Here is a 26204-nt window from a genome sequence, read left to right on the forward strand (position 1 = left end):
CACCAGACAGTGGAGGAAATACCTGATGCGGACCTTCCCGCCCTACCGTGCCCAGGTTGTCTCGGAAATCCCGGTCACCACCCGCGCCGAGCGTGAGCGCGCGCTCGCCGCGGCCGGCTACAACGCGTTCAACCTGCCGGCCAACATGGTCTCGATCGACCTGCTCACGGACTCGGGAACCGGCGCGGTCTCCGCGAGACAGGAGGCGGCGGCAGCGGCGGCGGATCGCTCCTACGCAGGCTCCGAGTCGTTCTTCCGCTTCCGCGAGGCGCTGAGCGAGCTCACGCACTACCCCCACCTCCTGCCGGTGCACCAGGGCCGTGCGGCCGAGCGCGTGCTGTTCACGAACGTGCTGGGGCCGGGCAAGATCTCGGTGAGCAACACCCACTTCGACACCACGCGCGCCAACGTCGAGCTGCTCGGCGCCGAGGCCCGCGACCTGCCGTGCGCGGAGTTCGGCGACCTCGACAGCCTGGAACCGTTCAAGGGCAACATCAACCTCGACGTCCTGGAACAGCTGCTGACCGGCCCCGACGCCGGTCGCGTCGGCCAGGTGCTCGTCACGATCACCAACAACGGCGGCGGCGGCCAGCCCGTGTCGATGGCGAACCTGACCGCCGCGAGCCGGCTGGCCCGCGCGCACGGTGTGCCGATCTTCCTCGACGCCGCGCGGTTCGCGGAGAACGCCTGGCTCGTGGTGCAGCGTGAGGAGGGCTACGCGGGCAAGACGCCGCGCGAGGTGGCCGAGGAGGCGTTCGCCCTCGTCGACGGCTGCGTGGCCAGCCTCAAGAAGGACGGCATCTCTCCGATGGGCGCGTTCATCGGTCTGCGCGATCCCGAGCTCGCGCAGCGCTGCGAGGCGCTCCTCATCGCCACCGAAGGGTTTCGCACCTACGGCGGCCTCGGCGCCCACGATCTCGACCGCCTCGCCCAGGGCCTGCAGGAGGTGCTCGACCCGAATTACCTGGAGGCCCGGGCGGCCGAGGCCGCGCGGCTGGCGCAGCTCGCGAACGAGTCGGGCGTCGACATCGTGCAGCCGCCGGGCATCCACGCGCTGTACCTCAACGCCGGCCGCCTGCTGTCGCACCTGCCGGCGAGCCGGTTCCCGGGCCACTCGCTGGCGTGCGAGCTCTACCTCGCGGGCGGGATCCGTTGTGCGGAACTGGGTTCGCTCTACATCGGCGAGCTCGACGAGAACAACGAGCTGGTGACACCGGCGCCGTTCGAGCTCGTCCGCTTGGCGCTGCCGCGCCGGACCTACTCCCGGGGTCACTACGACTACGTCGCCGAGATCCTGGGCGACATCGCGAAGAACCCGGAAAGCGTGCCGGGCTACCGGATCGTCGAGGCGCCGAAGATCCTGCGGCACTTCAACCTGACGATGGCACCCGTCGTCTGATCTGTCCACAATGGAGGGTCGCTTCCCCTGGGGAGTGACCCTCCACTGTGTTGGCTTCACGCGGGCTGCGGAACCACCGTCATGGCGTGCTTCACCAGACGGATCAACGCGATCTTGCTCGAGTCCCGCTGCCGTGCGTCACACATGACGATCGGCACGCGATCGGGCACGACCAGCGCTTCGCGGATCTCGTCCGCGGTGTAGCGCGGGGCGTTGTCGAAGCAGTTCACCGCCACGATGAACGGGATTCGCCGGCGCTCGAAGAAGTCGACGGCCGCGAAGCTCGTCTCCAGGCGGCGCGTGTCCGCGAGCACGATGGTCCCGATCGCGCCGCGCGCGAGGTCGTCCCACATGAACCAGAAGCGCTCCTGGCCGGGCGTGCCGAACAGGTACAGCACGTGGCGCGGTGAGATCGTGATCCGGCCGAAGTCGAGTGCGACCGTGGTGGTCTTCTTGCGCTCCACGCCGGACAGGTCGTCGATGCCGTGGCTCGCCTCGGTCAGCACCTCCTCGGTGGACAGCGGCGGGATTTCGCTGACCGAGCCGACCATGGTGGTCTTCCCGGCGCCGAACCCGCCGGCGATGATGATCTTGACCGGCGTCGGGACAGAGTCGACGCCCTTGCCGTCAGAGCTTGATGAGGCCATCGAGAACCGCCTGGAGAGTTTCGTGGTCCGGCGCCTGGGCCGGCTGGTGGGACGGGGACCTCGTGATGACGAGGCCGCGTTCGATCAGGTCGCCGCACAGCACCCGGACGACACCGAGGGGCAGCTTCACGTACACGGCGATCTCCGCGACCGACAGCGGCCGCCGGCACAGCCGGATGATCGCCAGGTGCTCCGGACCGAGACCGGCCGGCTCCTGTTCCGACTGCAGGGTCATCACCTGCGTGGACACGTCGAGCTGCGCGCCTTCGGACGGCGTGCGGCCACTGGTGATCGTGTAGGGCCGGACCAGCGGCCCGGCGGCCTCGTCGTACCAGTTGTCGTCGGTCATTCCGCCTCCGCGGGAAGAAGTACGTCGGCGGCGGTCACGTGGCCTCCCTGAGCATGGTCGCGGCTTCCCGCGGCGCCGAGGCGAGGTAGTCGCCGACGCGCTTGACCAGCCGGTTCATCTCGTAGGCGATCATCTCCACGTCCACATCGGCTCCGGCCAGCACCGCGAGGCACGCGCCCTGGCCGGCCGCCGACACGAAGAGGTACCCGCCCTCCATCTCGATCATGTTCTGCAGCACGGGACCCCGGTTGAACTGCCGGCTCACCCCCTTGGCGAGGCTCTGCAGGCTGGACGCGATCGCCGACAACTGGTCGGAGTCGTCCTTGCTCATGCCGCTCGACTTGCCGAGCAGCAACCCATCGGCGGACAGCACGATGGCGTTCTGCGCGCCGACGACGCGGTGGACGACATCGTCGAGGAGCCAGTTGAGGTCGGGTTTGGAGTTCCCGTACTCGTTCATGCGGAGAGACCTTGACTTTCCTGTGTGGACTTTCCTGTGTGCTGTCGCGGACTAGGCATCGTCGGTGCCGCCACGGGCGCGGCGGGTGCCCTTGTGGAACGCCATCAGCGTGCGGGCCGTGGCTTCGCCGGTGCCCGCGACGTCGACGTCCTGGTCACCCAGGTCGTCCTGCTGCAGCTGTTCGACGAGGTTCTGCTGCGGCTGCCGCCGGGGCAGCCGGGGCCGGTCGTCGCCCACCAGCAGGCTCTGATCGGGCTCGCGGGCCGGTTCCGCAGCCGCGGCCACCGGTACGTGGACCGGAGCCGGCGGTTGTGACTGCAGGGGCTCCGGTTGCTCGCCCGCGGTGTACGCGCGAGCCGGGTAAGGCCTCGGCTTGGCGTCTCGCCTCATCGGGATCTGGCCGGTGAACGAGTTGGTGGATTCCATGACACGCGGTGAGCTCTCCAGTGCCGGTCGTGCGGCACCGCCCACGGGCTCCAGCACCGCGGCTTGCTCGCGCGGGGCTTCGGACCGGAACTCGGCGTTGCCGACGGCGTCGACCGACTCGTTGCCGGCCAGGTGTTGGGACGGAATCAGCACGGTGGCGCGAGTGCCGCCGTACCGGGACGGGTCGAACGTGACGGTGATGTCGAGCCGCGAAGCCAGGCGCGCGACCACGAACAGGCCGAGGCTGGAGTCGGCCCGCAGCGCCATGGCGTCGAACTCGGGGGCGTCGGCCATCATCGCGTTGGCCCAGTCGCGCACCGCTTCCTTCATGCCGAGGCCCTGGTCGGACACGTCGACGACGACGCCGCGCGCGACCATGCGGCTGGTCACCTCGACCGGCGAGCCGGGCGGGGAGAACGACGTGGCGTTGTCCACGAGCTCGGCGATCAGGTGGATGGCGTCGGCCACGGCCGAACCGACGATCGAGACGTCGGGCACCTGCTCCACCTGCACCCGCGAGTACTGCTCGGTCTCGGAGACGGCCGCGCGCAGCACTTCCATGAGCGACACCGGCTTGCGCCAGCGCCGGCCCGGCTGTTTGCCGCCGAGGATGATCAGGTTCTCCGTGGTGCGGCGCGCACGGGCGGCGAGGTGGTCGAGCTGGAACAGCGACGCCAGCTGCGTCGAGTTCTCTTCGCGGCTTTCCATCTCGTCGAGGATCTGCAGCTGCCGGTGCACGAGCACCTGGTTGCGGTGCGCAATGCCGAGGAACACGTTGTGCACACCGCTTCGCGCCTTCGCCTCGCTCGCGGCCGCGTTGACGGCGGTCAGCTGGGCCGCGTTGAAGGCCTCGGCCACCTGGCCGATCTCGTCGAGGCCGTGGTCGAGCTGGGGCAGCTCGGCACCGACGTCCACGGCCTCGCCGTTCTTGAGCCGGTTGACGATGCCGGGGAGGCGGTTGCGGGCGAGGTCGAGCGAGTCACTGCGCAGGCGCTCAAGCCGCGTCATCAGGGTGCGGTCGACGAGCGAGCGGGACACCCGAACGGCGATGATGATCGCGACCAGCGAGGCGATCAGGGCCGCGATACTGCCGATGATCGCGTTGCGCAGCTGCGAGTCGCCGGACTCGATGGCGGCGTTGGACACCTCGTCGCCCTGGGCGATCGTCAGCTGGGTGAGGCTGTTCGAGACCTGGCCGGTGAGGGTCTGCCAGTCCGCCGCCGAGACCGGCACCGTGCTCCGGTCCTCCTGCGTCCACGGGCCGTGCTTCACCAGCGCGCTCTCCGCGTCGGTGAGCTGTTTCCAGCCCGGGCTCGTCACGAGGGCTTGGTAGTCGTTGCGCACCGCGGGCTCGAGGAACGGCGCGATCTGGCCGACCTGAGTGCGGTAGAAGCCCGCCAGCTGCGTGAACTGCACGAAGTCGTCGGGTGCGAAGGTGCCGCTCGCGAGCGCGCTGGTGACCAGCGACGTCTCGCGCGACATCAGGTCGGTCGCGCGGAACAGCGAGGTCGCGGAGATCGCGCCCTGCACGGCCGTCGCGTCGGGCACGATGCGGGCCTGGGTGTCGAACAGCGTCGACGCCGTGTCGAGCACGCCGTTGAAGTAGGTGTTCACCTGCGCGCGGCCGATGGTGCGGAAGTTGATCTGCGAACGCAGCACCGGCAGCTGGTCGAGCTGGGTCTTCAGCGCGGTGACCTTGTCGGCGATCTCGGCGGGCGCGCTCGAGATGGTGGACGCGAAGGCGTCCTGCATGCCCTTGAGCTTCTCGTCGTTGCTCTTCTCCAGCTGCTGCAGCTCGCCGTTCCCCGCGTTGGGGGTGTCGAGGAACTGCAGCGCGACCTGGCGCTCCTGCTGCAGTGACGACAGCGCCTGGATCGCGGGGATCGACACCTCACGCACCGAGACGGCGACGAGGCGCACGTACAGGCCGTTGATGAAAAAGTACGACGAGACCGCGGCCACCAGCACCAGCAGCGTGATGCTCGGGATGAGAACGGTCCTGGTCAGCCTTTTCCGGATCGACTTGTCGTACGCCTTGCCGGACTCATCTTTGTTCTCCACGACGATTCACGAACTCCTGAGTCACAGTCGGCGAAAAGCCGGAAGCCGGCAGGGGAAGCGGACCCGACGGTAGGACCGGGGCGGCCGTCGTCACGAGTCCTCGACTCACCCTTCGTTTCACCACGGAACAGATCAGGGTCCGTTTTTTACCATGAACCGGGCCATCGTGGTGCCACTGATCGGGCGCTCGACCTGCCGATGAGTGGCCCAACGTGACCCATCACGTCGCGTGACGAGTCGATTACCGGCATTTCTCGTGGTGATGACCTCGGCAGGCAACCTCTTGGACGTGTGCTGAGCTGAACGGGTGAATACGAAATCCGGGGGAAGGTGGCGAATCCCACTGGCCGGGTAGTCGTCGAATTGATTTGTCGACAGGCGAGGGGGCGGTGTTCGAGCGTTCGGCGGGCCGGGCCGGTCAGTGTCCTGTCCGGATTGGTTCAGCCGGAAGCCACGCCTGCATCAGCGCTGCGTATCGCCTTGACTGGACCAGCAGCTCGGCGTGGCTGCCAAGCAGGGTCTCGCGCCCGTCGAGCACGAGCACGTGGCGCGCCCGCACGGCGGACGACAGGCGGTGCGCGATCACGACCAGCGTGCCGCCGCGCTCGGTGAAGGCGCGCTCGGCGCGGGCCTCGGCAGCGGGGTCCAAAGTGGACGTGGCTTCGTCGAGGACGACGATGCGCGCCGCGCTCGCGTGGACGCGGGCGAGGGCGATGAGCTGGGCCTCTCCGCCCGAGAGGCCCTCGGCTTCGTGCCCGAACTCGGCGTCGAGGCCGCCGAGGCGGCCAAGCAGCTCTTCGGCGCCGACGGCTTCGGCGGCGGCGCGGAGGCGCTCGTCCGACGCGGTGGGAGCGAACAGGCCGAGGTTGTCACGCAGTGTGCCTGCGAAGACGTAGGCCTGCTGGGGGATGAGCGCGATGAGCTCGTGCCGGTTGGCGGCTTCGGCCACGGGCACGCCGCCGAGCAGCACCTGGCCGGCCTGGGGCGTGAGCAGCCCCGTGAGCAGACCCGCGAGTGTCGACTTGCCGATCCCGCTCGGGCCGACGACAGCGAGGTGGTCGCCCGCGCGCAGGTGGAGGTCCAGTCCACGCACGACGGGTTCGGGTGCGGCGCCCCAGCGGAAGGTGAGGCCGCGGACTCTCAGGTCGGTGCTGCGGGCTTGTTCGGTTTTCGGTTTCGCCGGCGGCACCTCGGCGGTCTCGGCCAGCCGCTTGAGCGCCACGATCAGCCTGAGCACGACGGTGCCCGCGGTGGCGGCCAGCCCTCGCAGCGCCGGCTGCATCGTCGTCGCCAGGTAGACCAATGCGCCCAGCGCCGCTCCGGCCGTGAGCTCACCCGTCTCGACCAATCCGGGCGCGACCGCCAAGCTCGCGATCAACGGCACGAACGCCCCGAGCGAGATCACCAACGACCTCGCCGCCCCGGAATGTGCGACTCTCACGGCGGCTTCGGCCTGCTTCTCGACGGCGTCGTACACCGCCAGCGCCGCCCCAGGCTCGGCCCCGCACGCCACGACGTCCCGCATTCCGCCGAGCACGGCGCCGGTGGTCTCGGCGGTCCGCTCGTCGGCCAGCACGAGCGCCCGCTGCCTGCGCGCGAGCGACGGCAGCAGCGCCGCGAACACCGTGATCGCGATCGCCACGGGCACCACCACAGGGAGGACGAGCTGCCCCGCGACGGTCACCAGCCCCGCGATGGCCGCCGCCGTCGTCACGACCATCGCGCGCGCCTGCACGAGCAGTCCCGCCGTGGCGTCCCGCACCACCTCCACGTGCTGCGTGATCCTCGCGACGCCACTCGCGTCGGCCGCGTTCCGTGGCGGGTTGGGGTCATGCAGCACCCCGCGGACCACGGCCGTCACCAGCGCGTCCCGCAGCGGCTCCACCACCTGCCCGAGCTGCCGCCACACCAACCGCGACCCGAACGCCCCGGCCAGCGCCGCCACCCCGAACAACGCGAGGTAGCCGATCCCGGCCTTCGGCGCCCCCACCGCGAACCCCCGGTCGACGGCCAGCTCGACCAACCGCCCGGAGAAGAACGCCGGCGCACCTTCCAGTGCGGAGCACGCCAGGAGGACCAGCCCACCGCGCCATTGCCGCAGGAGGGTCGCGCGGTAGAGGTGACTGACGCTCATCCCGCCTCCTCCGTGAACACGGCGCGGTACTGCGGGTCCTGCCACAGGACGGCGTGCGGGGCGACGGCTCTGACGTGGCCGTCCTCGAGCCAGACGACAGCGTCGGCGCGGGAGGCGAGGGCGGCGCGGTGTGTGACGACCACCAGGGTTCCCGCGGGGAGGTCGGCGAGGACGGACTGTTCGGTGACGGTGTCGAGGCTCGCGGTGGCGTCGTCAAGGAGGAGCACGCGCGGGTTGTGCACGATGGCCCGCGCGAGGCCTACGCGCGCCGCTTCGCCGCCGGAGAGCGGGGTGTCGGCGAGCGGCGTGTGGTAGCCGCGGGGGAGGCGGGTGATGACGTCGTGGATGCGGGCGGCGCGGCAGGCCGCGCGGACGGCGGTGTCGCCGGCCCAGGTGCCGTAGCCCACGGCGTCGGCGACAGTGGCGCCGAGCAGGTGTGGCCGGGCGAAGCCGTAGCCGACCACGGCGCGGAGCTCCTCGGGGCGCAGGGTGGTGAGGTCGCGGCCGTCGAGGTGGGCTTGGCCGGAGTCGGGGGAGGTGAGGCCGCCGAGGAGACTGACCACAGTGGACTTCCCGGAGCCGGATTTCCCTACGATGGCGATGAATGTGCCGCCGGGGATGGTGAGCGTGGTGGGGTGCAGGGCGCCTTGGACGGTGGCGTTGTGGAGGGTGAGCGTCCCGGTGCCGGGCAGGAGGCCGAGCTTGCCGCGTTCGGGGGTGGGGACGTCGAGCACCTCGGCGACGCGCTCGGCGCAGCCGCGGGCCCGCGAAACGGTGGTGAGCAACGGGATTTGCGTCACGATCCCCATGCCGAGCGCGACGTAGCCGAGGGCGGCGAGCACGTCGCCGACCGTCAGGCGGTGCCCGAGCACCCCGAACCCCGCCGCGGTGAGCGCCGCCAGCTCCACGGCCGGCAACAGCAACGCGGCGCGCCACACCATCTTCGCCTGCGTCCGCCACATACCTCGTCCGGCAAGACTCAGGCGCGGCAACGGTTTCAGCACGCGCTCGGCTTCCCGGTCCGCGGTGCCGGACGCGGCGATCGTGGCCAGGCCGGTGGTGGCGTCGAGCAGCCGCGCCGCGAGCTCGCCGGAGACGCGCTGGTAGGTGAGGACGTCGTCGGCGGTGTTCTTGAGGTGTGACCTGGCGAGGAGGAGCGCCACGGGGATGCTGCCGAGGAACACGAGCGCGAGCCGCCAGTCGAGGACCGCGAGCAGCACGATGGCCCCGACGGAGATCACCGCCGCGGACACCAGTTGCACCACGACCGGCACGATGCTGCCCGCCCCCACGGCGTCCCCGGCCATCCTGCTCACCGCGTCCCCTTCGGCGAACGGGGTTTTTGTCTTCTGGGCCAGCAGCCGGTCGATCATCCTGCGCCGCAGCCACGCGCCGGCGCCACTGGTGACCCTCACGACGACCACCCCGCCGACCACGTCGGCCACGATCTCGGCCCCACCGACGACGACCAGCCAGACGACCGGTTTCGCCGTGCCTCTGCCGCTGATCACGGCATCGGTGGCTGCCGCCAACGCCCCGGGCAACAACAAACTCGCCCCCACCGCGACGAGCCCGACCACGGCGAGGACCCCCACCCGCCAGGGGTCTCTCCTCGCGACTTCCCCCAAGAGCCGATCCCCGGGTGCTGCCGGTTTTCTTGCCTTTCGTCCGCGGCTTGCCACGGGCTCCGGCAAGTCGGAAGGCGGTTCGGCAGCTTGCCGCACAGCTCGGCCGGATGCTGGCCGTGCTCGTGCCGCTCGGTCGCGGCTTGCCGTCGGTTGCGGCAGGTCGTCGTGCGGAGTGGCAACTTGCCGTTCCGAGGGGGCGTTTGCCGGTGATGGGGTGGGCGTCGGGCGGCGATGTGCCGTGGGTTGTGGCAAGGCGGAGGGGGTTGTGGCAACTTGCCACTCGGGACCCGCGCTTGCCGAATCGGGGCGGGGTGTGCCGACGGGGCCGGCGGTGGGCACCGCGTCGACGGGGCCGTCGGAAGGTGCTCCGTACCCGGGCATCTCACTCCTCGTCCAACGAGCCCAACGAGCCCAACCAGCCCAGCGAGCCCAACCTGCCGCCCATCGCGCGGCAGATCCCAGCGAACCCGGTGACCAACCCGCGGCACCGGGGCAGAATGGTGAGGCGGGAGCGGCGCACTTGGCCTGCGCCGCTCCCGCACCCGGTCCGTGACGCCCCGACGCAAGGCGCCCGAGAGCACCAAAGCACCCGAGAGCACCGAGGCACCCCAGAACGCCGAAGCGCCCGAGAGCACCCAATCGCCGAAAGACCGTCAGAAGGTCGACAAGGATCGAAGGGTCAGTAGGTCAGCTAACTCAGTGGCAGGTCAGCAGGCTGAGCGTGCTGTGCGCGCACGACGCCAGCAGGCTCAGGTTGCTCGGCGCCCCGTGGCCGTGACCGTGGCCGCCGCCGTGGCCTTCGAGGGCTTCGGGGGCTTCCAGGGCCTGCAGGTCGAGAACCAGTTCCATGGTGATCCCTTCTCGTGTTCTTCCGCCGGCCATCAGCGGCCGGAGGTGTGGGGGGACGGCGTGGCGCCCAGGAAAGGCAGCACCTCCGAGCCGTCCAGCAGGGCCGACAGCGCGAGCAGCACGCCCGCGCTCCCGGTGGTGACGTCGGTCGACAGCCGCAGCAGCTGGTTGCCCGGGAAGGCCAGGCCGCCGCGAAACGGGATGGCGTGCCAGGCCAGGCGCGCCAGGTGCAGGTCGATGGCCGAGCGAACCCGCTCCGAGGGCGAAGCGGTGAACGACAGCGCCGCCAGCAGCCCCGCGCGGCCGTGCAGCAGGCCGGGCTGGATCACGAACTCGCCGCGGCACGCCTCGCGCAGCGCGGGCAGACTCGAACACGCCAAAGCGGAGGGCGAAACCCGCGCCAGCTGCTCCAGCACCATCAAGATCCCCGCGCTGCCGATCCCCGCATACGGCAGCGTCCGACGCTCGCCGTCGCGGACTTGCAGGGAGCCGTCGTCCGCCGTGGCGCATTCTTCGAGGTCGCGGCGCAGCGCTTGGTCCGCGAACGACAGCCACGCGGGCTCACCGGTCCGCTCGTACAGCCGGATGAACAGCAACGCCGGCCCCGACCACCCGCTCAGCAGCCCCGCCCGCGCGAAGTTCCCCAGCGGCGCGGCTGTCTCCAACGTCTCGGCGAGCCGCACGGCGGTGGCCAGCGCCTGCCGCCCGTACTCGTTGTCGCCGCGCGAAGTCGCGAAGTGCAGCTGCGTCAAGGCAATCCCGGCGAGCCCACCATCGAACGCGTGGTCAGTGGTCTGGTCCACCAGTGCCCGTGACGCGGCCAGCACCCCCGAGGCCGCGTCGCGGTGGCCGAAGTGCTCGAGCACGTACGCGATCCCGTGGCTGCCGTCGAAGAACCCAGGCCGCGCGGGCGGTTCGCGGCGCACGGCGTCGAGCAGCCACTGCTCGTGCTCCGGGAACCGCCCGGCCCCGGCCACATCCAGCGCCCACAGCACACCTGCCGCGCCGAAGCCGAAACACGCGCCGCCCACCCGGAACTGCTCGATGTCGCCCGGGAACAACCGGTCCAGTCGCGACGGGGTGGCCGAAGCCAGCACACCCTCCACGATCTGCTTGCGCACCAGCGTCCAGTCGGGCCGCTCTTCGTCGAGCTCGGTGAGACCCCCGACCCGGTCGTCGCCCAGCACCCGCACCAGCTCGTCCGCGTACCCGTCGGCCAGCCCGAACCGGCGCTGCGCGAACTCCGCCGCACCCCGCAGCTTCGCCGGCGCCAGCTCCAGCAGCGTCGCCAACGGCAGGAACAGCCACAGCCGCAGCATCGCCAGCGCGTACCGGTCGATGTCGAACCCGTGCCGGTCGGCCGGCGCGCGGAATCCGGGCGCTCCCAACGCCGGCCGCGAACCCGAAGCGACGTCGAACGCCATCTCGAAGTCGATCAGCGACACCGTGTCGTCGTCGGCCACCAGCACGTTCAGGGCGTGCAGGTCACCGAACACCACCCCGCGTTCGTGCAGGTCGGCGACGATCCGCTCCACCTGTGCGAGCACTCCCAGCGCCCGATCGCGGTACGCCAGCAGGTCGGCCTCGGTGCTGTCGCGGCGGGTGAGCGGGTAGTGCAGCGCGAGCCAGCTGCCCAGCGACGTCCCCGGCATCCGCTGCATCGCCAGGTAGTGGTGCTCCCACACGGTGAAGCGCTCGTACGCGTCCGGAACGCCCGGAACGTCCGCCAGCCGCTGGAGAACCTCGTGTTCGCGCTGCAACCGTTCGACGGCGTCGACCAGTTCGCGGTCCAGCCCGGCGTGGGGCCGGGCCTCCTTGAGCACGACCTCCGCCCCGTCCGCCTTGCGCTCGGCGACGTACACGCCGCCGCCGTTGGAGAAGTGCAGGGAGCTCGTCACGCGGTAGGGGAACTGCCCCGGATCGCCGCCTTTGCGCGTTGCGAGGCTCGCGTCCAGGCACGCCGGAATCTTCACCCAATCGGGTACCGAGAAAACGGGCTCACGCCGGTCGGGCACGGGTGTACCGTCGGGTTTGCGGATCGCGAGCACTCGTGTGCCGTCGTGTTCCACCCATTGTTCGGCGAATCCGCCATAACGTACGTATAACGGCCCAGATTCGTAGCGAAGGTCGCTGAGCACATAAGCGCCGTGTTCGCCACTCAGCCGCTCGGAAAGATCTTGAAGAACCTGTGTAAGTTCGCACTCGTCGAGCGGATAAAGCGTGATCAACTTGCCGCTTCCGTCGCGAGGTGCATATTTCGAATTCCGCGCCAGCAGGATGGTCCGGGACCGCAGGTGCTTGAACGCCACGCGACGGTCCACGCAGTACTCGTGCACCGCTGCCAGCACGTGGTCCGCATTGTCCATTCCGGCCGAAACGTGGACCTTCCAGCCTTGTTCGGGCAGGTCAACGCCCCGCGGGTGCAGCACGCGCCAGATGCCGCGCGTGCCCACCGTCCACATCGGTCCCGGCGCCGGCAGTCCGGCGGCGAAGTCGTCGGCGGCTGCTCCGGTTTCGCGTTGTTCGTCGAAGAACAGCGGATCCGCGAAGCAGAACGCTTCATACCGCATGTCCATGAAACCGCACCCTCCGCGTACTTCCGCACTCCCTGACGAGGAATATTCCCGCACGCCGGAGGTGTAAAGGCCAATCCGCCAACCCGGGGGTTCGGCTGGGCTGATCAGGGTAGACAGAAGTGCCGCCGAAGTCCGAAACCGGGGACCCTGTGTGATTTCACGGATTACTCGACCACTCGGTCGTGGTGTAACGCCCGGCTCGTCGCATTGTTCATGCAGGTCCGGCGAAGTGCGGCATACTCTGCCGATCGTTACCGATCCGACCACAGTCACGGCCGAATGGCTTCGTGGCGGCGGTTACGTGCCGCGTGGGGGTCGGCCTACTTTTGGCCGGATCAGTAACTGTACCGCGAAATTGGCAGAATGCCATCAACGGATTCCGGTGCCCGATTCCGACGGCCGCGTGGAGCTGGGGAACGGCTCAGTCCACAGGAGACCGCCGGTCGTGGCGCCGGCCACGTCGGCGGCCCTCGGCGAACAGCCCCGGAAACGCCAGCGGGTACGTTGTGGCCAGCGCGGCAGAAGGAGGAACGGGTGATTCTCGGTTTCGCGGTGGCGGTGGCGGTGTGCGCACTGCTGGTCGCGCTGTGGAGCTTCCTGCAGGCCGCGCGCAAGCGCCTGCCGGACACCCCGCTGCTCGTCGCGCTCGGTGTGGTCGAGGTGCTGCTCGTCGCCCAGCTCGTGGTCGGCATCGTGCTGCTCGCGAGCGGTGAGAAGCCCGGCAGCCTCGCCACGTTCCTGGCCTACCTGATCGGCTGCCTGGTCGTGCTGCCGGTCGGCGCGGTGTGGGCGCTGGCCGAGCGGAGCCGGTCGAGCACGGTCGTGCTCGGCATCGCCTGCCTGGCCATCCCGGTGATGGTGCTGCGACTGAACGAGGTGTGGAGTGGAGCAAGCGCGTAAGACGGCCACGGGCCCGGGCCGGGTGCTGGTCGCGGTGTACGCGATCTTCGCGCTGGCCGCGACCTCGCGCGCCGGCGTCCAGATCGGCACGAAGTTCCACGAAGCGCCGCTGGCCTACGTGCTCTCGGCCTTCGCCGCCGTCGTCTACCTCCTCGCGACCTTCGCCCTCGCCAAAGGCGGCGAACGCTGGTGGCGGGTCGCGCTCGTGGCGTGCAGCGTCGAGTTCCTCGGGGTGCTGACGATCGGCACCCTCAGCATCTTCGACCGTCAGGCCTTCCCCGACGCCACGGTGTGGTCGGTCTACGGCCAGGGTTACGTCTTCATCCCGCTCGTGCTGCCGCTGGTCGGCCTGTACTGGCTGTGGCGGACCGCGCCCAAGCGCGTCTCGGCCTGATCTGCCGGGAAGGGTCACCGGCCTCCTGTGGTTACTCGAGAGAGAAGCCACTGCGGAACGAGGAGACCATGGCCCAGCCCACGCAGAAGATCCCCGGCCCCGACCACCCGATCACCGTCGAGGTCAACCCGGCGCGTGTGGTCGTGAAGCTCGGCGACGCGGTCATCGCCGACACGACCCGTGCGCAGGTCCTGCGCGAGTCCACCTACCCGGCCGTGCAGTACATCCCACGCGAGGACGTCGACTTCACGGCGCTCTCGCGCACCGAGCACCACACGTACTGCCCCTACAAGGGCGACGCGTCGTACTACTCCCTCACTCCCGCCGGCGCGCGAGGTGACAACGCCGTCTGGACGTACGAGGAGCCCTACGACGCGGTGTCCCCGATCAAGGACCACGTCGCGTTCTACGCCGACCGCGTCTCGATCGAGGAACTGCCCGCCTGACCCACGAAAAAGCCGGGCGCGCCCCGGAAACGGAGCGCGCCCGGCACTAGGAATCAGCGAGTGACGGTCAGCTGAGCCGACCCGGTCACGCCGCCGCTGGTCACCGAGATCATCACGGTGCCCGCTCGACGCGCCGTGACCTTCCCAGTCGCCGCGTCCACGGAAGCGACACGAGAGTCACTCGACGACCACACGTGCGAGGCCGGATCGGCGATCGGCATCGTGGCGGCCGGGAGGTTGTCCCCGCCCACCTCGGCGCCGGTGGCCGAGGCGACCGCCGAGCCGCCCACGCGCAACGAAGGCACCGTCACCGCGATCGACGAGAGCACCGGCTCCACCGAGAACTGCACGTCACCACGAGCGGTGTGCAGCAGCACGAAGTGGTAGATGCCGCCCTCGTCCGAAGGCGCGTACGCCGGCATGCCGAGGTCCGCGATCGTCAGCTGCGGGATACCGCCGGCGGCCGGCGACGTCGGGTTGCCCAGCGGGTCGATGACCTGGTCGGCGAACCCGCGCGCATGGCCGTAGAGCATCACCACGTGCTTGTCCGGGTGCGTCTGCTGGTAGCGCTGCACCAGCCGCACGTACATGCGCGCTTCCCACCGGTCGCTGAACTGGCTGTTGGCCACCGGGTGCGGGTCGTACGCCGGCATGTGCGTGGTCACCAGCACGGTCTGCGACGAGGCGTCCGTGAGCTGCTTGACCAGCCACGGGTACTGCGCCTCGGCGGGCGACTGGAACGCGTCCGACGACTGCAGGCTGCCGTGCGCGTTGTCGGTGACGATGACCTGCGCGTCGCCGGCCTTGTACTGGTAGTGCGTGGCGCCGAAGACCTGGGCGAAGTTGCCGTTCTCCGGCAGCACGCCCTGGCTGATCTCGTGGTTGCCCACCACGTCGTGGTACGGCACGCCCAGCGCGGCGATCTTCTGCTGCGCGTACTGCAGGTCGGCGACCGCGCCGTCGTCCGACATGTCACCCAGCGCCTGCACCGAAGACGGCCGAGCCTGCGAAGGCAACATCGGCAGCCGGCCCTTGATGGTGTCCATGACGTTCGAAGAAGCCGAACCCGGGTCGCTCGCCACCATGTGCGCGTCGTCGCCCAGCAGCATCGTCGAGCCCGAACGCGAGAAGTCCGCGGCGTTCTCCGAGAACTTCAGCCACGACGGGTTCTGCGGAATCGCCTGGTACGGCGGCGCGACCAGCGGGCGCGGTGAGTACAGCGCCTGCAGACCGCTCACGTTCAGCGTGCCCGACGTCGTCTGGCTCGGGTTGATCGTGAGGAAGTCGACGAAGCTGATCCGCAGCGGGAAGTTCAGCCCCGGCGGCAGCGTCGCGATGGCCAGGCGCCAGTCCTGCCACGTCACCGTGGTCGGGTACAGCGTGGTGGTGGCGCCGTCGATGCCGATGTACGACTCGGCGAGCTGGATGCCGGTGCCGTCGCCCTTCACCCACACGCCGATGCCGGTCGGGTTCTGGCCGCTGGTGTTGGCGCCGGCCGTGATCGTGGACTTCGGCGACAGCACGAGCTGCTTCACGCCGGAGCCCGCGGGCATCGTGTACGTCAGCTGCGTCGAGGCCGAAGCTGTCGATCCCGGCGGGACGACGCCCGGCGCGGCGACCATCGTGGCCGGCTGGCCCGTGGTGTTGCGCAGGCTCCACGCATCCGGGTCGCTGAAGTCGTTGAGGTCCTGCGACACGCTGCCGATGGCCACGGTCGCGGTCGCTGTGGTGCCGCCGACCTTCGCCGTCACCTTCTCCAGGCCCGAGTTCACTGCGTCCGCCGTGAAGACACCGGACTTGTCGATGCTGCCGAGCGACGCGTCGCTCACCGACCACGAAGCCGCAGCGGCGGGGATGGCGACCGCGGTGCCCGTGGACGTCGAGCCGGACAGAGTGAACGTCTGCGTGCCACCGTTGTTCAGGTCCGGGTCGGTCGGGGAGATCTGCAGCGACCCGAGCCGGTCGACGACCCGCAGCGGCTGCACGGAGACCGCGATGCCCGCGCGCGCGATCAGTACGCCGGTGCCCGCGTGGCCCGCGGTGAACTGGCCGTCCTTCCACGAACCGAGCGTCGAGGGCACGACCTGCACGGACGCCTTCTCGCGCGCGGGGTTGCCGAGCGAGTCGAGGCCGAACGCGGGGACCGGCACGGTCGCGCCGGGCACCGTGTCCACGCCCTTGCCGCCGTTCACGACCATCGTGCGCGCGAAGCCGGGAGCCTGCTCGGTCGAGTAGAGGAACAGGCCGTTGGCGACGGGCCGCTCGTGGCCGTCCGACGGGTTGTTCATCACCGAAACGGCGGGGTCACCCGGCTTGCGGGCGGCCATCTCGGTGGAGCCGCCGCCGTCGAAGAGCACGGCGTTGTACACGCCGTGGGCCACCATGTAGCCCGCGACCTGCGCCGGTGTCACGCCCAGCGCCGCGCTGGCGCCGAGGCGCCCGTCGAGCGTGGCGATGATCGTGTGCTTGCCGTCCTTGCTCACGCCGACCACGGTCTCGGGGTTGACGCCGCCCGGCGGGTTGCCGGTGGGGTCGTTGTAGACCGCGCCGTCCCTGACCAGCATGGTCGAGCCGGACAGCAGCTGCTTGAGGCCGCCGGTGTCGGCCGTGACCGAGACCGAGTCTCCACTGTGGACGGTGCTCGACAGCCACGTGCCGCCCGCGCCGCCGCCGAGGAGGCCGAGCTGGCCCTTCGTCAGGGCCGGCGCCGCGGTGACGCCCGTCTGCACGGAGTCGACGACGAACGTGCCCGTCTTCGTCTCGTGCCCGAGCACGAGCGTGCTCGCCGGGAGAGCCGTCGCGCCGCCGAGGTCGGGGGTGATCTCGGTGATGCTGCCGGACGCGACGTCGTTGACAACGTTGACAGAGGTCAGGGGAGTGCTCGCGGCACCGTCGGTGATCGACCCGGAGAACGTCTGCGGGCCGAGCACCATCGTGCCGTCGGCGCGCACACCGAGCTGCGCGTTGAAGTTCGGGCGCGGGCTCTTGAGCAGCTTGCCGTTCGTGATCACGCCGCCGAGCGGGCGGCCGCTGGCGTTGATCTCGAAGAAGTCGCCGTTGACGCCGGCCACCGCGTGGGTGCGGGCGGCCATCGAGCTCACCGTCTCGTCGGCCGGATTGGTGATCACGTCGCCGGCTTCGACCACGCCGAGGCGTACGTTCGGGTCGCCGAGGTTCACGTCGAGCACCTGGGTGTGCTGGCGGCCGCCGACGGTGTCGTAGGTCTCGGAGTACTGGGTCACGCCGCGCGTGACGGTCACCGGCGTCGTCTTCGTCTGGTCGACGACGAGGCTCCAGTTCGCGGGAGTGGCCGGCAGCCACGGCTTGGGTGCCGAGGCCTCCGCCGTTCCGGTGGCCCCGAAGGTGACCACGCTTCCCGCGAGCAGAGCGGCCACCACCGCGCTGCTTCTTCGACTGCGTTTCAAGACAGCTCCTCGTTCCGGTGCACAGGGATGTGCGCACGTCACCCCAGCACCGCCTCGTGAAAACAAGATGTCCCGTCGTCGGCGCGCAGGGGTGCGGCAGGGAACGGGCGGTGCCGATCCGGGCGAAACGCCGCGTGCGTTGTGCCACACCAGGCCGGATAGCGCAAGTAACACCGATCCGTACCCGTGTTACCCACGTCATATCGTTGATACGGGAATGCTCTAGCGCGGATACGGGTTGAGCTGTAACGTCAGTATCAACAGAGCGGAACACGGATACGGGAGAACGAAATGACCAGCACTGAGACCACCACCCCGCGCGTCGCGATCGTCACCGGCGGTTCGGGAGGGATCGGCCGGGCCGTGGCCAAGAAGCTGGCCGCTGACGGCATGCAGGTGCTCGTGCACTACTCGGGCGGCAAGGAGCGCGCCGACGCGGTGGTCGAGGAGATCGTCGCCGCCGGCGGGGTGGCGAGCGTGGGCAAGGCCGACGTGGCCGACGAGCACGAGGTCGCGCAGCTGTTCGACGAGGCCGAGAAGCGCTACGGCGGCATCGACGTGGTCGTGCACACGGCCGGGATCATGCCGCTCTCGCCGCTGATCGACCTGGAGCTCGACGAGCTCGACCGCATCCACCGCGTCAACGTCCGCGGCACGTTCGCGGTCGACCGGGAGGCCCTGCGCCGGCTGCGCGCGGGTGGCGCGCTGGTCAACATCTCCACGTCGGTGACGAAGCTGCAGCAGACCGGGTACAGCGCCTACGCCGCGTCCAAGGGCGCCGTCGAAGCGATGACCCTGATCCTGGCGCGCGAAATGCGCGGGCGTGACGTCACGGTCAACACCGTGTCGCCCGGCCCGACGGACACGCCACTGTTCACCGAGGGCAAGTCGCAGGAGCTCATCGACCGCATCGCGCAGCAGACGCCGGCCGAGCGCATCGGTCGCCCCGAGGACATCGCCGAGGTCGCCGCGTTCCTCGCGGGCCCGGGCCGCTGGGTCAACGGCCAGATCATCCACACCAACGGTGGAGCCATCTGAGCCACCCCCGGTCCACCCTGCTGCTCCGAAGGAGAACTCCCATGTCCCAGACCATCGTCATCACCGGTGCTTCCAGCGGCTTCGGCGCCCTCACCGCCCGCGCGCTGGCCGACCAGGGCCACACCGTCTACGCCGGCATGCGCGAGACGGCCGGCCGCAACGCCCCGCAGGTCCAGGCCGTCGCCGACTACTCGAAGGAGCACGATGTCGACCTGCGTGCCATCGAGCTGGACGTGAACTCGCAGGACTCCATCGACGCGGCTGTCGCACGGATCGAGGCCGACAGAGGCACCATCGACGTGCTGATCCACAACGCCGGCCACATGGTCACCGGCCCGGCCGAGGCCTTCACGCCGGAACAGCTCGCCCAGCTCTACGACGTGAACGTGCTCAGCACCCAGCGCGTGAACCGCGCCGTGCTGCCCGGCATGCGCCGCCGTGGCGAGGGCCTGGTCGTGTGGGTCTCCAGCTCCAGCGTCAAGGGCGGCACCCCGCCGTACCTCGCGCCGTACTTCGCCGCGAAGGCCGGCATGGACGCGCTCGCCGTCAGCTACTCGACCGAGCTGACCCGGTGGGGCATCGAGACGTCGATCGTGGTCCCCGGCGCGTTCACCTCGGGCACCAACCACTTCGCCCACTCGGGCCGCCCGGCCGACGACGCCGTGGTCGCCGACTACGAGACCAAGTACGCCGGCCTGATGGAGCAGGTCTCGGGCAAGCTCGCCGCCCTGGAGCCGGCCGACGCCGACGTCTCCTCGGTCGCCGCCGAGATCGCCGGCATCGTCGCCCTGCCCCGCGGCGAACGTCCGTACCGCGTGATCATCGACCCGTCCGACGACGGTTCGGCCGAGGTTTCGGCGGTCGCCGACCGCATCCACCGCGAGTTCTACGAGCGCATCGACCTGGCGGATCTGCTCACGATCCGGAAGTGACCGTCCGGAAGGGACCGTGCACAAGGGAGGGAAGCTCCGGCTTCCCTCCCTTCGCCGTACCTACTTCAGCCGGATGACGATTCCCGTCAGTCCGCTCAGGACGCTCGCCACGCCCGCCCGCACGGCCGCCGCCGCCCGGGCCGGGGTGAAGGACCCCGGGTCGTCGCCTGTGGCGGTGATGAGGCCGGCGCCGCGGTAGGTGGCGCCCGGCCAGTTGGCGGCGGTGACGTTGGCGGTCGGTTCCGCGATTTCCGCGCCGAGCACCAGGAACTGCCGGTCGAGGTGGCTGGCGGTGACCACGGTGATCGCGTCGACGAGTTCGCTGCCGGCCGTGATGATGAGGTCCGGGGCGAGGTTCATGGCCTCGACGATGCTGTCGGTGTGGCGGCCGGGATCGTCGGCCGTGACGACCTTGAGGCTCACCTGCTCTTGCTCGGCCCAGTCCTTGACCGCGCCGACCAGGGTTTTCGTCTGCGGGTCGTCGCCGGTGGTCAGGAGCACCACGCGGTAGCCCGGCGCCGGGTGCACGGCGTCCCACGAACCCGGCCGCGGGGTGATCGTCGCTTCCGGAGTCGGTGGCGTACTGGTGAATCCCTGACCGAGCACGCCGACGGCGGTGGGCGCGGGGTGTGGTCCCGACCAATCGTCGGTGGCGCCGCACCCGCTCAGGAGCACTGCGGTGAGTGCACCGACGACCACGAATCGTGAACGCAAGCCGGATCGTCCTTTCAGGGCAGTGGTGCGTGGATCGGTCTCCTTCCTACCTGATCGCCACCGATTTCCGGTGCGTCGCTTTCTTCCGTCGGAATCCGGTCGCTGCCTGTTCGCCCGCGCTCCTCCGGTTGTTCGCTTGCGCCCAGCAAAGTGCGGGCGAGCAACCGGAAAGAGGAAGTCCATGCCCCGCCCCCTCAGACGTTTCGCCCGCCTGGCAACAGTTTTCGCGTTCGCCGCGCTGGCGGTTATTCTCGGCACCTCGACCGCGTCCGCGCACGGGTTCTCGTCGGTCGTCTACGCCGACGTCACGTCACCTGGGTCAGGACAAGTGCGTGCGGAGCTCGGCCTCGAGTACGACCTACTGGTCGTCTCCGTCGCCGACGCCGAGCACGACGACCCGCTGTTCAAGCAGGGCACTGCTGCGTTCGACGCACACGATTCCGCCGCACAGGCGAAAGCGCTCGAAGACCATTCGGCCGCCGTGATCAAGTACGTGACGGAACGCTTCCACGTGACCACGGAAAGTCCCTGCGCCCCAACGAAAGACGGCGGATTCCGCATGGAGCAGCGGGAAGGTGTGCCCTACGCGCTGCTGGACCTCGACTACCGCTGTCAAAGCGCCGATGCCCACGAGGTGCGCAGCGCGCTGTTCCCCGATACCGAGGGTTACGTCCGCGACACCAAGACCGTCGTCACCTACGACCTCGACCTGACCTCGGGCAGCGCCGCCCTCGACGCGCACCAGCCGTCGTTCTCCACGCAGCAGTCGTTCGGTGAGCGGTTCTGGGAGTTCTTCCGGCTCGGCGCGGAACACCTGCTCACTGGTCTCGACCACATCCTCTTCCTGCTCGCGCTCATCGCCGGCTCCCGGCGCCTGCGCGAGATCGTGCTGGCGGCGACCACGTTCACGCTGGCCCACTCCGTCACGTTCGTGCTGGCCGCGCTGGGGCTGGTGACGGTGCCGGCCGCGATCATCGAGCCCCTCATCGCCCTCTCGATCGCCGTGGTCGCGGCCTGGCCGCTGTGGCGGCTGTGGCGGCGCAAGGTCAACGGCATCGAGGACGACCTCACCGGTGAAGGCCACTTCAGCCTCGACCGCACCGGGTGGATCCGGCTCGCCGTGGTGTTCTGCTTCGGCCTCTGCCACGGCCTGGGGTTCGCTTCGGCCCTGGGTATCGACACCGCGTGGTCTTGGACACTTCTGTGGTCGCTGCTCGTGTTCAACGTCGGCATCGAGACGGTGCAGCTGGCGATCATCGCGATCGTTTTCCCGCTTCTCGTGCTGATCCGCCGCCGTGCGACCTTCGCTCCACAGTGGACGACCGGGGTCATCGCGGCGGCCGTTTCAGTGATGGGGCTCACCTGGTTCGTGGAGCGCATCGCGGCGGGCTGACCACGTAATTCCTGGGCGGGCCACCCGTCCTTCCGACGAAGTTCACCTAACGCACATCATGGGCGGAAACGCTACCAATCGGTCTTCCCGACCCATTTACCCGAAAGGGAAAGCACATCCGATGAAACCTTCCAGATCCGGGCGGAACCTCGCCTTCGGTGTCGCGACGGTGGGCGTGAGCCTCATGCTGGCGTTCGGCAACGGTTCGGCGACTGCCGCCACGTGGACGCCGACCCCGCCGGCCAAGGCGAACACCATCGTTCTCGGTGTCGGTGCCAAGGAATCGCAGCGCGTGCTGTCGTGGTACACCGCGACCAACGCCGACCAGACGGTCGAGCTGGTGCCGACCAACTGGCTCAACCACGGCAATTTCCCCACCAACGCCAAGAAGTTCTCGGCGGTCATTGGCAGCAACGCGGTCAACGGCGGGTTCAACGCGCACGCCACGCTCGACGGCTTGCAGCAGAACACGGCGTACTCCTACCGCATCGGCAACGGTGACGGCTGGTCGCCGACGTACTCCTTCAAGACGCAGTCCTTCAAGGGCGACTTCGACTTCCTGTTCTTCGGTGACCCGCAGATCGGTTCGTCGGGTGACGTCGCGAAGGACGGGGCCGGCTGGGCCGACACCCTGAACGTGTCGCTGGCCGCCAACCCGAAGGCCGAGCTCCTCGTGTCGGGTGGCGACCAGGTCGAGTCCGCCAATGTCGAGGCGGACTGGGACGCGTTCCTCGGCTCGGACAAGCTGCGCCAGTACCCGTGGGCCGCCACCATCGGCAACCACGACGTCGGCGGCAAGGCCTACGAGCAGCACTTCTGGACGCCGAACACCGACCGTTCGACGCCGTTCTACAACGGCTCGCAGAACACGAACTCCGGTGGCGACTACTGGTACACCTACAAGGGTGTGCTGTTCATCGACCTGAACAGCAACGCCTACGCCAACAACGCGGACGAGGCGCACATCGCCTACGTCACCGACGTGATCAAGAAGCACGGCGGCGAGGCCAAGTACACGGTGCTCGTGTACCACCACGCGATCTACTCGCCGGCGGACCACGCCAACGACGGTGACAACCAGCTGCGCCGCCAGGACTTCCCGACGGCGTTCTCCAACCTGGGTGTCGACCTGGTTCTGCAGGGTCACGACCACAGCTACTCGCGCAGCTACGTGATCAAGAACGGCAAGAAGGCCAACCCGGCCGAGCAGCCGGGCGCCACGCAGGTCCAGCAGGGCCCGGGCGGCGTCGTCTACGTGACGGCGAACTCCGCGTCGGGGTCGAAGTACTACGACCTCACCGACCCGGACACCACGAAGGACCCGAACTACGGCGCCGACCCGCTGAACCCGGACAACCACTGGGCCAACTCGGTCGAGAACCAGGAGCACGTGCGCACCTACGTGAAGGTCCAGGTGCGAGACGACAAGCTCGAGGTTCAGCAAGTCCGCAGCGGTACCTGTGCCGCTCCGAACGCGGCCGTCGAGCGCGGCAACGTCAAGTGGTGCGGCCCGGACGAGGGCGCTTCGCCCGCGGGCAAGGTCGGTTCCTTTGTCGACCAGGTCGTCATCCACACCAAGGATGACAACGGCCACGGTCACAACGGCGGGGGCAGCGGCAACGGCGGCCACGGCAACGACGGTCACGGTCACGACGACCACGACGGTCCGCACTGGCTGAGCCAGACGCTCGGCACGCTCGGCTCCACGCTCACCGCGTTGAGCTGACTCGCCTGATCCACCAGGCAGGGGCGGGTGCTCGCCGGCACCCGCCCCTGCTGCTCACTCCGTTCTGCCCACCTGCCCGAGGACTGCACATGCGTTCCACGCTCACCCGCGCGCTCGCCGCCGTGCTGCTCGCCGCCGGGTTCGCCGCCACCACGGCGCTGCCGGCCGCCGCGCAGGACACCGCTTCTCAAGACACGGCTTCTCAGGACACCGCGCCCTGGGCCGTCAGCACCGCGGACAACGAGTTCGGTGCCGATCGCGTCAACTACAGCTACACCGCCCAAGCGGGGGAGCAGGTGCACGACGGCCTCAAGGTCGTCAACAACGGCACCGCGCCGCTGGAGCTGGCCGTGTACACCGCGGACGCGTTCACCCGGCCCGACGGGCAGGTCGATCTCCTCGCGCGCGACAAGAAGTCGGTCGGCGTCGGCGCGTGGGTGCGCGCGGCGAGCGACCACGTGAAGCTGGGGCCCGGCGAATCGGCCGACGTGCCCTTCACCGTCGCCGTTCCCGCCGCCACCTTGGCCGGTGACTTCCTAGGCGGCATCGTCACGTCGGTGCAGCAAGGCGCTGTCGAGCGCCGCCTCGGCATCCGCATCCGCCTGCGCGTGGGCGGTGACCTGGCGCCCGCGCTGTCCGTCGAGGACGCGCGCGTCGACTACTCAGGCACGGCGAACCCGTTCGGCACGGGTGACGCCACGCTGTCCTACACCGTGCACAACACCGGTAACGCCATCGCCGCCGCGCGGCAGAGCGCGTCGGTCTCCAGCTTGTTCGGCGCCTGGACCACCCCGGCCGCCGCGATCCCGGACTCGCCGCAGCTACTGCCGGGGGAGACGTGGCAGGTTTCGGTGCCCGTCCACGGTGTGGTTCCGGGGGTGCGCGTGGCCGCCGACGTCTTGATCACGCCGCTGCTCCCGGACGCGTCCGGCTCCGTCGCGCCGCTCGCCGTGGTGACGGGCTCGGCCGGTGGCTGGGCGGTTCCGTGGACGTTGCTGGTCGTGCTGGTTTTGCTGGTGCTCGTTGTTGTTTTCGTGGTTCGGCGGCTGTGCAAGCGCCGGGCGGGCGACGAGGGGAGCCCGGCTGAGCTCCCCTCTGAAACGCCCGAAACCGTGACGCTCGACAGTGCTGAATCCAAGAAGGCCGAGTCCGAAACCGCTCAGTCCGAAACCCCTGTGTCCGAAACCCCTGTGTCCTAAAGGTTCGGATGCCGCTGCGCCCACGGCGCGACGGCTTCGAACGCGTTCGCCGCCGAGAACACCGCCTCGTCGTGGTAGGGCTTGCCGACGATCTGCAGCCCCGTCGGCACGCCCGACGAGCTGACGCCCGACGGCACGGTGAGCACCGGGAGCTGGCTCAGCAGGTTGAACGGGTAGGTCAGCGCCCACGCGAGATAAGCGTCGACCGGTTTTCCGTTGACGGTGAAGGACTTGTCGTCGTTCTGGTGGTTCGCGGCCAGCGCGGGCACGGCTTGGGTCGGGCACACCATCAGGTCGTAGTCCGCGAAGACGGCTGACAGCTTCGTCCACATCTGCGTGCGCACGAGCTCCGTCTTCTTCACCCGCACGTGGTCGAGCTGCCGGCCCTGCAGGATCAGGTGGCGCACGAACGGGTCCATTTTGTACTGCCACTGCGGGATGTGGTCCCCGGCGATCGCCGCGAACAGCCCCTGCCAGTGCGTGACCCAGGCGTCGTAGCTGCTCTCGTTCCAGCCGAGATCCACCTGCTCCACCACGGCACCGGCCTCGGCCAGCTTCGCGACGGCTTCCTCCGTTTTCCGCGCCACCTCGGTGTCGACCTCGACGTAACCCAGGTCCGGCGAGTACGCGATGCGCAGGCCGGCTACAGAGCCGGGACCAGTGGGAATCGTCACGCGCTCGCGCAGCGTCGTGATGTCGTCCGGGTGCTGCCCGGAGACCACGTTCTGCGCGAGCGCCACGTCGCCGACCGTCCGGCCGAGCACGCCGACGTGCACGATGGCCTCGAACATCGTGTCCAGCAGCGCCGAGGGGTTGCGCCCGAACGGAGCCTTGTACCCGACGATCCCGCACGACGACGCGGGCATGCGCAGCGAGCCGCCGCCGTCGTCACCCCCGGCGAGCACGGCCATGCCGGTCGCGACGGCGACGGACGACCCGCCCGACGAGCCGCCGCTGCTGAAGTCGAGGTTCCACGGGTTGCGGGTGATGCCGTAGAGCGGGCTGTGGCAGTGGCCGCAGTGGGCGAACTCCGGCGTGGTGGTGCGGATGTGCATGATGGCGCCGGCGTCGAACATGCGCTGCATGGCCGGCAGTGTGTGGTCGGCCTCGACGCCTTCGAAGATCTTGGAGCCCCCCGAAGTCGTCACGCCCTTCACGGGGTGCAGTTCCTTGACGGCGAAGGGAATTCCTTCGAGCGGGCGCGCGCTTCCGTCGCGGTAACGCTGGTCGGCGTCGGCCGCCTGCTGCCGGGCTTGGTCGTAGAACCGGTTGGTGATGGCGTTGACGTGCGGGTTGACCTCTTCGCAGCGGTCGATCACGGCGGCCATGAGCTCGCTGGGCGCGAGGGTGCGATCCTTGAACCGGCGGAGGGCTTCTTCGGCGGGCAGGTAACAGAGGGACTCGTCAACAGCGGCGGGGCTGCTCATCGCGGTGCCCTTCCTGTTCGGCTGGTGGGCTTGTTCGAAGGTAGGACAACCGGCGCCATGACACAAGGTGTCCTATCGTCA

The 26204-nt window shown here is 69.5% G+C and carries 20 protein-coding genes; 9 read left to right on the forward strand and 11 right to left on the reverse strand.

All coding sequences use genetic code 11. The annotated features are described in order from the left end of the window. The first annotated feature begins 25 nt into the window (after window positions 1-25). Window positions 26-1399, forward strand: coding sequence for a tryptophanase (locus ABZU76_RS23305; RefSeq protein WP_354872999.1), 1374 nt, complete (start codon window positions 26-28; stop codon window positions 1397-1399). A gap of 56 nt (window positions 1400-1455) precedes the next feature. On the opposite strand, the gene ABZU76_RS23310 is transcribed toward ABZU76_RS23305, so the two are convergent. From ABZU76_RS23310 to lanKC, 8 genes are all read right to left on the reverse strand, one after another. Next, window positions 1456-2046 carry an ATP/GTP-binding protein gene (locus ABZU76_RS23310; protein ID WP_220245793.1) on the reverse strand — a complete coding sequence of 197 codons (591 nt, stop codon included), beginning with the start codon at window positions 2044-2046 and terminating at the stop codon, window positions 1456-1458. Next, window positions 2027-2395: a DUF742 domain-containing protein gene (locus tag ABZU76_RS23315; protein ID WP_220245794.1), complete on the reverse strand. Its 369-nt coding sequence runs from the start codon at window positions 2393-2395 to the stop codon at window positions 2027-2029. Before ABZU76_RS23315 ends, ABZU76_RS23310 begins: the two co-directional genes overlap by 20 nt. 34 nt (window positions 2396-2429) lie before the next feature. After that, window positions 2430-2855, reverse strand: coding sequence for a roadblock/LC7 domain-containing protein (locus ABZU76_RS23320; protein WP_285970952.1), 426 nt, complete (start codon window positions 2853-2855; stop codon window positions 2430-2432). A gap of 51 nt (window positions 2856-2906) precedes the next feature. Then, entirely contained in the window at window positions 2907-5342 is a 2436-nt protein-coding gene (locus tag ABZU76_RS23325) for a nitrate- and nitrite sensing domain-containing protein (protein ID WP_354873004.1), read from the reverse strand. A gap of 418 nt (window positions 5343-5760) precedes the next feature. Further along, window positions 5761-7476, reverse strand: coding sequence for an ABC transporter ATP-binding protein (locus ABZU76_RS23330; protein ID WP_354873007.1), 1716 nt, complete (start codon window positions 7474-7476; stop codon window positions 5761-5763). Next, window positions 7473-9071, reverse strand: coding sequence for an ABC transporter ATP-binding protein (locus tag ABZU76_RS23335; RefSeq protein WP_354873010.1), 1599 nt, complete (start codon window positions 9069-9071; stop codon window positions 7473-7475). Before ABZU76_RS23335 ends, ABZU76_RS23330 begins: the two co-directional genes overlap by 4 nt. Before the next feature lie 729 nt (window positions 9072-9800). Further along, entirely contained in the window at window positions 9801-9953 is a 153-nt protein-coding gene (locus tag ABZU76_RS23340; protein WP_220245799.1) for a SapB/AmfS family lanthipeptide, read from the reverse strand. Between the two features lie 32 nt (window positions 9954-9985). Continuing rightward, window positions 9986-12529, reverse strand: a complete 2544-nt coding sequence (gene lanKC / locus ABZU76_RS23345; protein WP_354873013.1) for a class III lanthionine synthetase LanKC — start codon at window positions 12527-12529, stop codon at window positions 9986-9988. 534 nt (window positions 12530-13063) lie between these two features. Here lanKC and ABZU76_RS23350 point away from each other — a divergent pair. The 3 genes from ABZU76_RS23350 to ABZU76_RS23360 all read left to right on the forward strand — a co-directional run bounded on the left by ABZU76_RS23350 (window position 13064) and on the right by ABZU76_RS23360 (window position 14269). Then, window positions 13064-13429 (forward strand): hypothetical protein, encoded by a 366-nt coding sequence (locus ABZU76_RS23350; protein ID WP_354873015.1) that lies wholly within the window; start codon window positions 13064-13066, stop codon window positions 13427-13429. A 22-nt stretch (window positions 13430-13451) separates the two neighbouring features. Continuing rightward, window positions 13452-13823 (forward strand): hypothetical protein, encoded by a 372-nt coding sequence (locus ABZU76_RS23355; protein WP_354873318.1) that lies wholly within the window; start codon window positions 13452-13454, stop codon window positions 13821-13823. 68 nt (window positions 13824-13891) lie between these two features. After that, window positions 13892-14269 (forward strand): DUF427 domain-containing protein, encoded by a 378-nt coding sequence (locus tag ABZU76_RS23360; protein WP_354873018.1) that lies wholly within the window; start codon window positions 13892-13894, stop codon window positions 14267-14269. Between the two features lie 53 nt (window positions 14270-14322). Here ABZU76_RS23360 and ABZU76_RS23365 read toward each other — a convergent pair whose 3' ends face one another. Next, the gene (locus tag ABZU76_RS23365) at window positions 14323-17664 is read right to left on the reverse strand and encodes a phosphodiester glycosidase family protein (RefSeq protein WP_354873021.1); all 3342 of its coding nucleotides are present in this window, start codon (window positions 17662-17664) and stop codon (window positions 14323-14325) included. Between the two features lie 321 nt (window positions 17665-17985). Here ABZU76_RS23365 and ABZU76_RS23370 point away from each other — a divergent pair, with 321 nt between their 5' ends. Then, window positions 17986-18732, forward strand: coding sequence for an SDR family oxidoreductase (locus tag ABZU76_RS23370; RefSeq protein ID WP_354873023.1), 747 nt, complete (start codon window positions 17986-17988; stop codon window positions 18730-18732). A 41-nt stretch (window positions 18733-18773) separates the two neighbouring features. Then, window positions 18774-19664: an SDR family oxidoreductase gene (locus ABZU76_RS23375; RefSeq protein WP_354873026.1), complete on the forward strand. Its 891-nt coding sequence runs from the start codon at window positions 18774-18776 to the stop codon at window positions 19662-19664. A gap of 60 nt (window positions 19665-19724) precedes the next feature. Here ABZU76_RS23375 and ABZU76_RS23380 read toward each other — a convergent pair whose 3' ends face one another. After that, window positions 19725-20378, reverse strand: coding sequence for a hypothetical protein (locus ABZU76_RS23380; RefSeq protein WP_354873029.1), 654 nt, complete (start codon window positions 20376-20378; stop codon window positions 19725-19727). Window positions 20379-20559: 181 nt separating this feature from the next. Here ABZU76_RS23380 and ABZU76_RS23385 point away from each other — a divergent pair, with 181 nt between their 5' ends. The 3 genes from ABZU76_RS23385 (at window position 20560) to ABZU76_RS23395 (ending at window position 24696) form a co-directional block, all read left to right on the forward strand. After that, complete coding sequence (locus ABZU76_RS23385; RefSeq protein ID WP_354873031.1) at window positions 20560-21771, forward strand: HupE/UreJ family protein; 1212 nt, start codon at window positions 20560-20562, stop codon at window positions 21769-21771. Window positions 21772-21892: 121 nt separating this feature from the next. After that, entirely contained in the window at window positions 21893-23497 is a 1605-nt protein-coding gene (locus tag ABZU76_RS23390) for a metallophosphoesterase family protein (protein ID WP_354873034.1), read from the forward strand. An 89-nt stretch (window positions 23498-23586) separates the two neighbouring features. Continuing rightward, a complete protein-coding gene (locus ABZU76_RS23395) occupies window positions 23587-24696 on the forward strand; it encodes a DUF916 domain-containing protein (RefSeq protein ID WP_354873037.1) in 1110 nt (369 codons plus the stop codon). On the opposite strand, the gene ABZU76_RS23400 is transcribed toward ABZU76_RS23395, so the two are convergent. Beyond that, a complete protein-coding gene (locus ABZU76_RS23400) occupies window positions 24693-26123 on the reverse strand; it encodes an amidase (protein WP_354873040.1) in 1431 nt (476 codons plus the stop codon). The genes ABZU76_RS23395 and ABZU76_RS23400 overlap by 4 nt on opposite strands. Between the last annotated feature and the right edge of the window lie 81 nt (window positions 26124-26204).

Source organism: Amycolatopsis sp. NPDC005232 (assembly GCF_040607795.1).
Taxonomy (GTDB): Bacteria; Actinomycetota; Actinomycetes; order Mycobacteriales; family Pseudonocardiaceae; genus Amycolatopsis.

What these genes read in the sequence shown, in the direction of transcription:
- ABZU76_RS23305 (WP_354872999.1), top strand. Translation starts at nt 26, where the DNA reads ATGCGGACCTTCCCGCCCTACCGTGCCCAGGTTGTCTCGGAAATCCCG.
- ABZU76_RS23310 (WP_220245793.1), bottom strand. Translation starts at nt 2,046, where the DNA reads ATGGCCTCATCAAGCTCTGACGGCAAGGGCGTCGACTCTGTCCCGACG.
- ABZU76_RS23315 (WP_220245794.1), bottom strand. Translation starts at nt 2,395, where the DNA reads ATGACCGACGACAACTGGTACGACGAGGCCGCCGGGCCGCTGGTCCGG.
- ABZU76_RS23320 (WP_285970952.1), bottom strand. Translation starts at nt 2,855, where the DNA reads ATGAACGAGTACGGGAACTCCAAACCCGACCTCAACTGGCTCCTCGAC.
- ABZU76_RS23330 (WP_354873007.1), bottom strand. Translation starts at nt 7,476, where the DNA reads ATGAGCGTCAGTCACCTCTACCGCGCGACCCTCCTGCGGCAATGGCGC.
- ABZU76_RS23340 (WP_220245799.1), bottom strand. Translation starts at nt 9,953, where the DNA reads ATGGAACTGGTTCTCGACCTGCAGGCCCTGGAAGCCCCCGAAGCCCTC.
- lanKC (WP_354873013.1), bottom strand. Translation starts at nt 12,529, where the DNA reads ATGGACATGCGGTATGAAGCGTTCTGCTTCGCGGATCCGCTGTTCTTC.
- ABZU76_RS23360 (WP_354873018.1), top strand. Translation starts at nt 13,892, where the DNA reads ATGGCCCAGCCCACGCAGAAGATCCCCGGCCCCGACCACCCGATCACC.
- ABZU76_RS23370 (WP_354873023.1), top strand. Translation starts at nt 17,986, where the DNA reads ATGACCAGCACTGAGACCACCACCCCGCGCGTCGCGATCGTCACCGGC.
- ABZU76_RS23375 (WP_354873026.1), top strand. Translation starts at nt 18,774, where the DNA reads ATGTCCCAGACCATCGTCATCACCGGTGCTTCCAGCGGCTTCGGCGCC.
- ABZU76_RS23385 (WP_354873031.1), top strand. Translation starts at nt 20,560, where the DNA reads ATGCCCCGCCCCCTCAGACGTTTCGCCCGCCTGGCAACAGTTTTCGCG.
- ABZU76_RS23390 (WP_354873034.1), top strand. Translation starts at nt 21,893, where the DNA reads ATGAAACCTTCCAGATCCGGGCGGAACCTCGCCTTCGGTGTCGCGACG.
- ABZU76_RS23395 (WP_354873037.1), top strand. Translation starts at nt 23,587, where the DNA reads ATGCGTTCCACGCTCACCCGCGCGCTCGCCGCCGTGCTGCTCGCCGCC.
- ABZU76_RS23400 (WP_354873040.1), bottom strand. Translation starts at nt 26,123, where the DNA reads ATGAGCAGCCCCGCCGCTGTTGACGAGTCCCTCTGTTACCTGCCCGCC.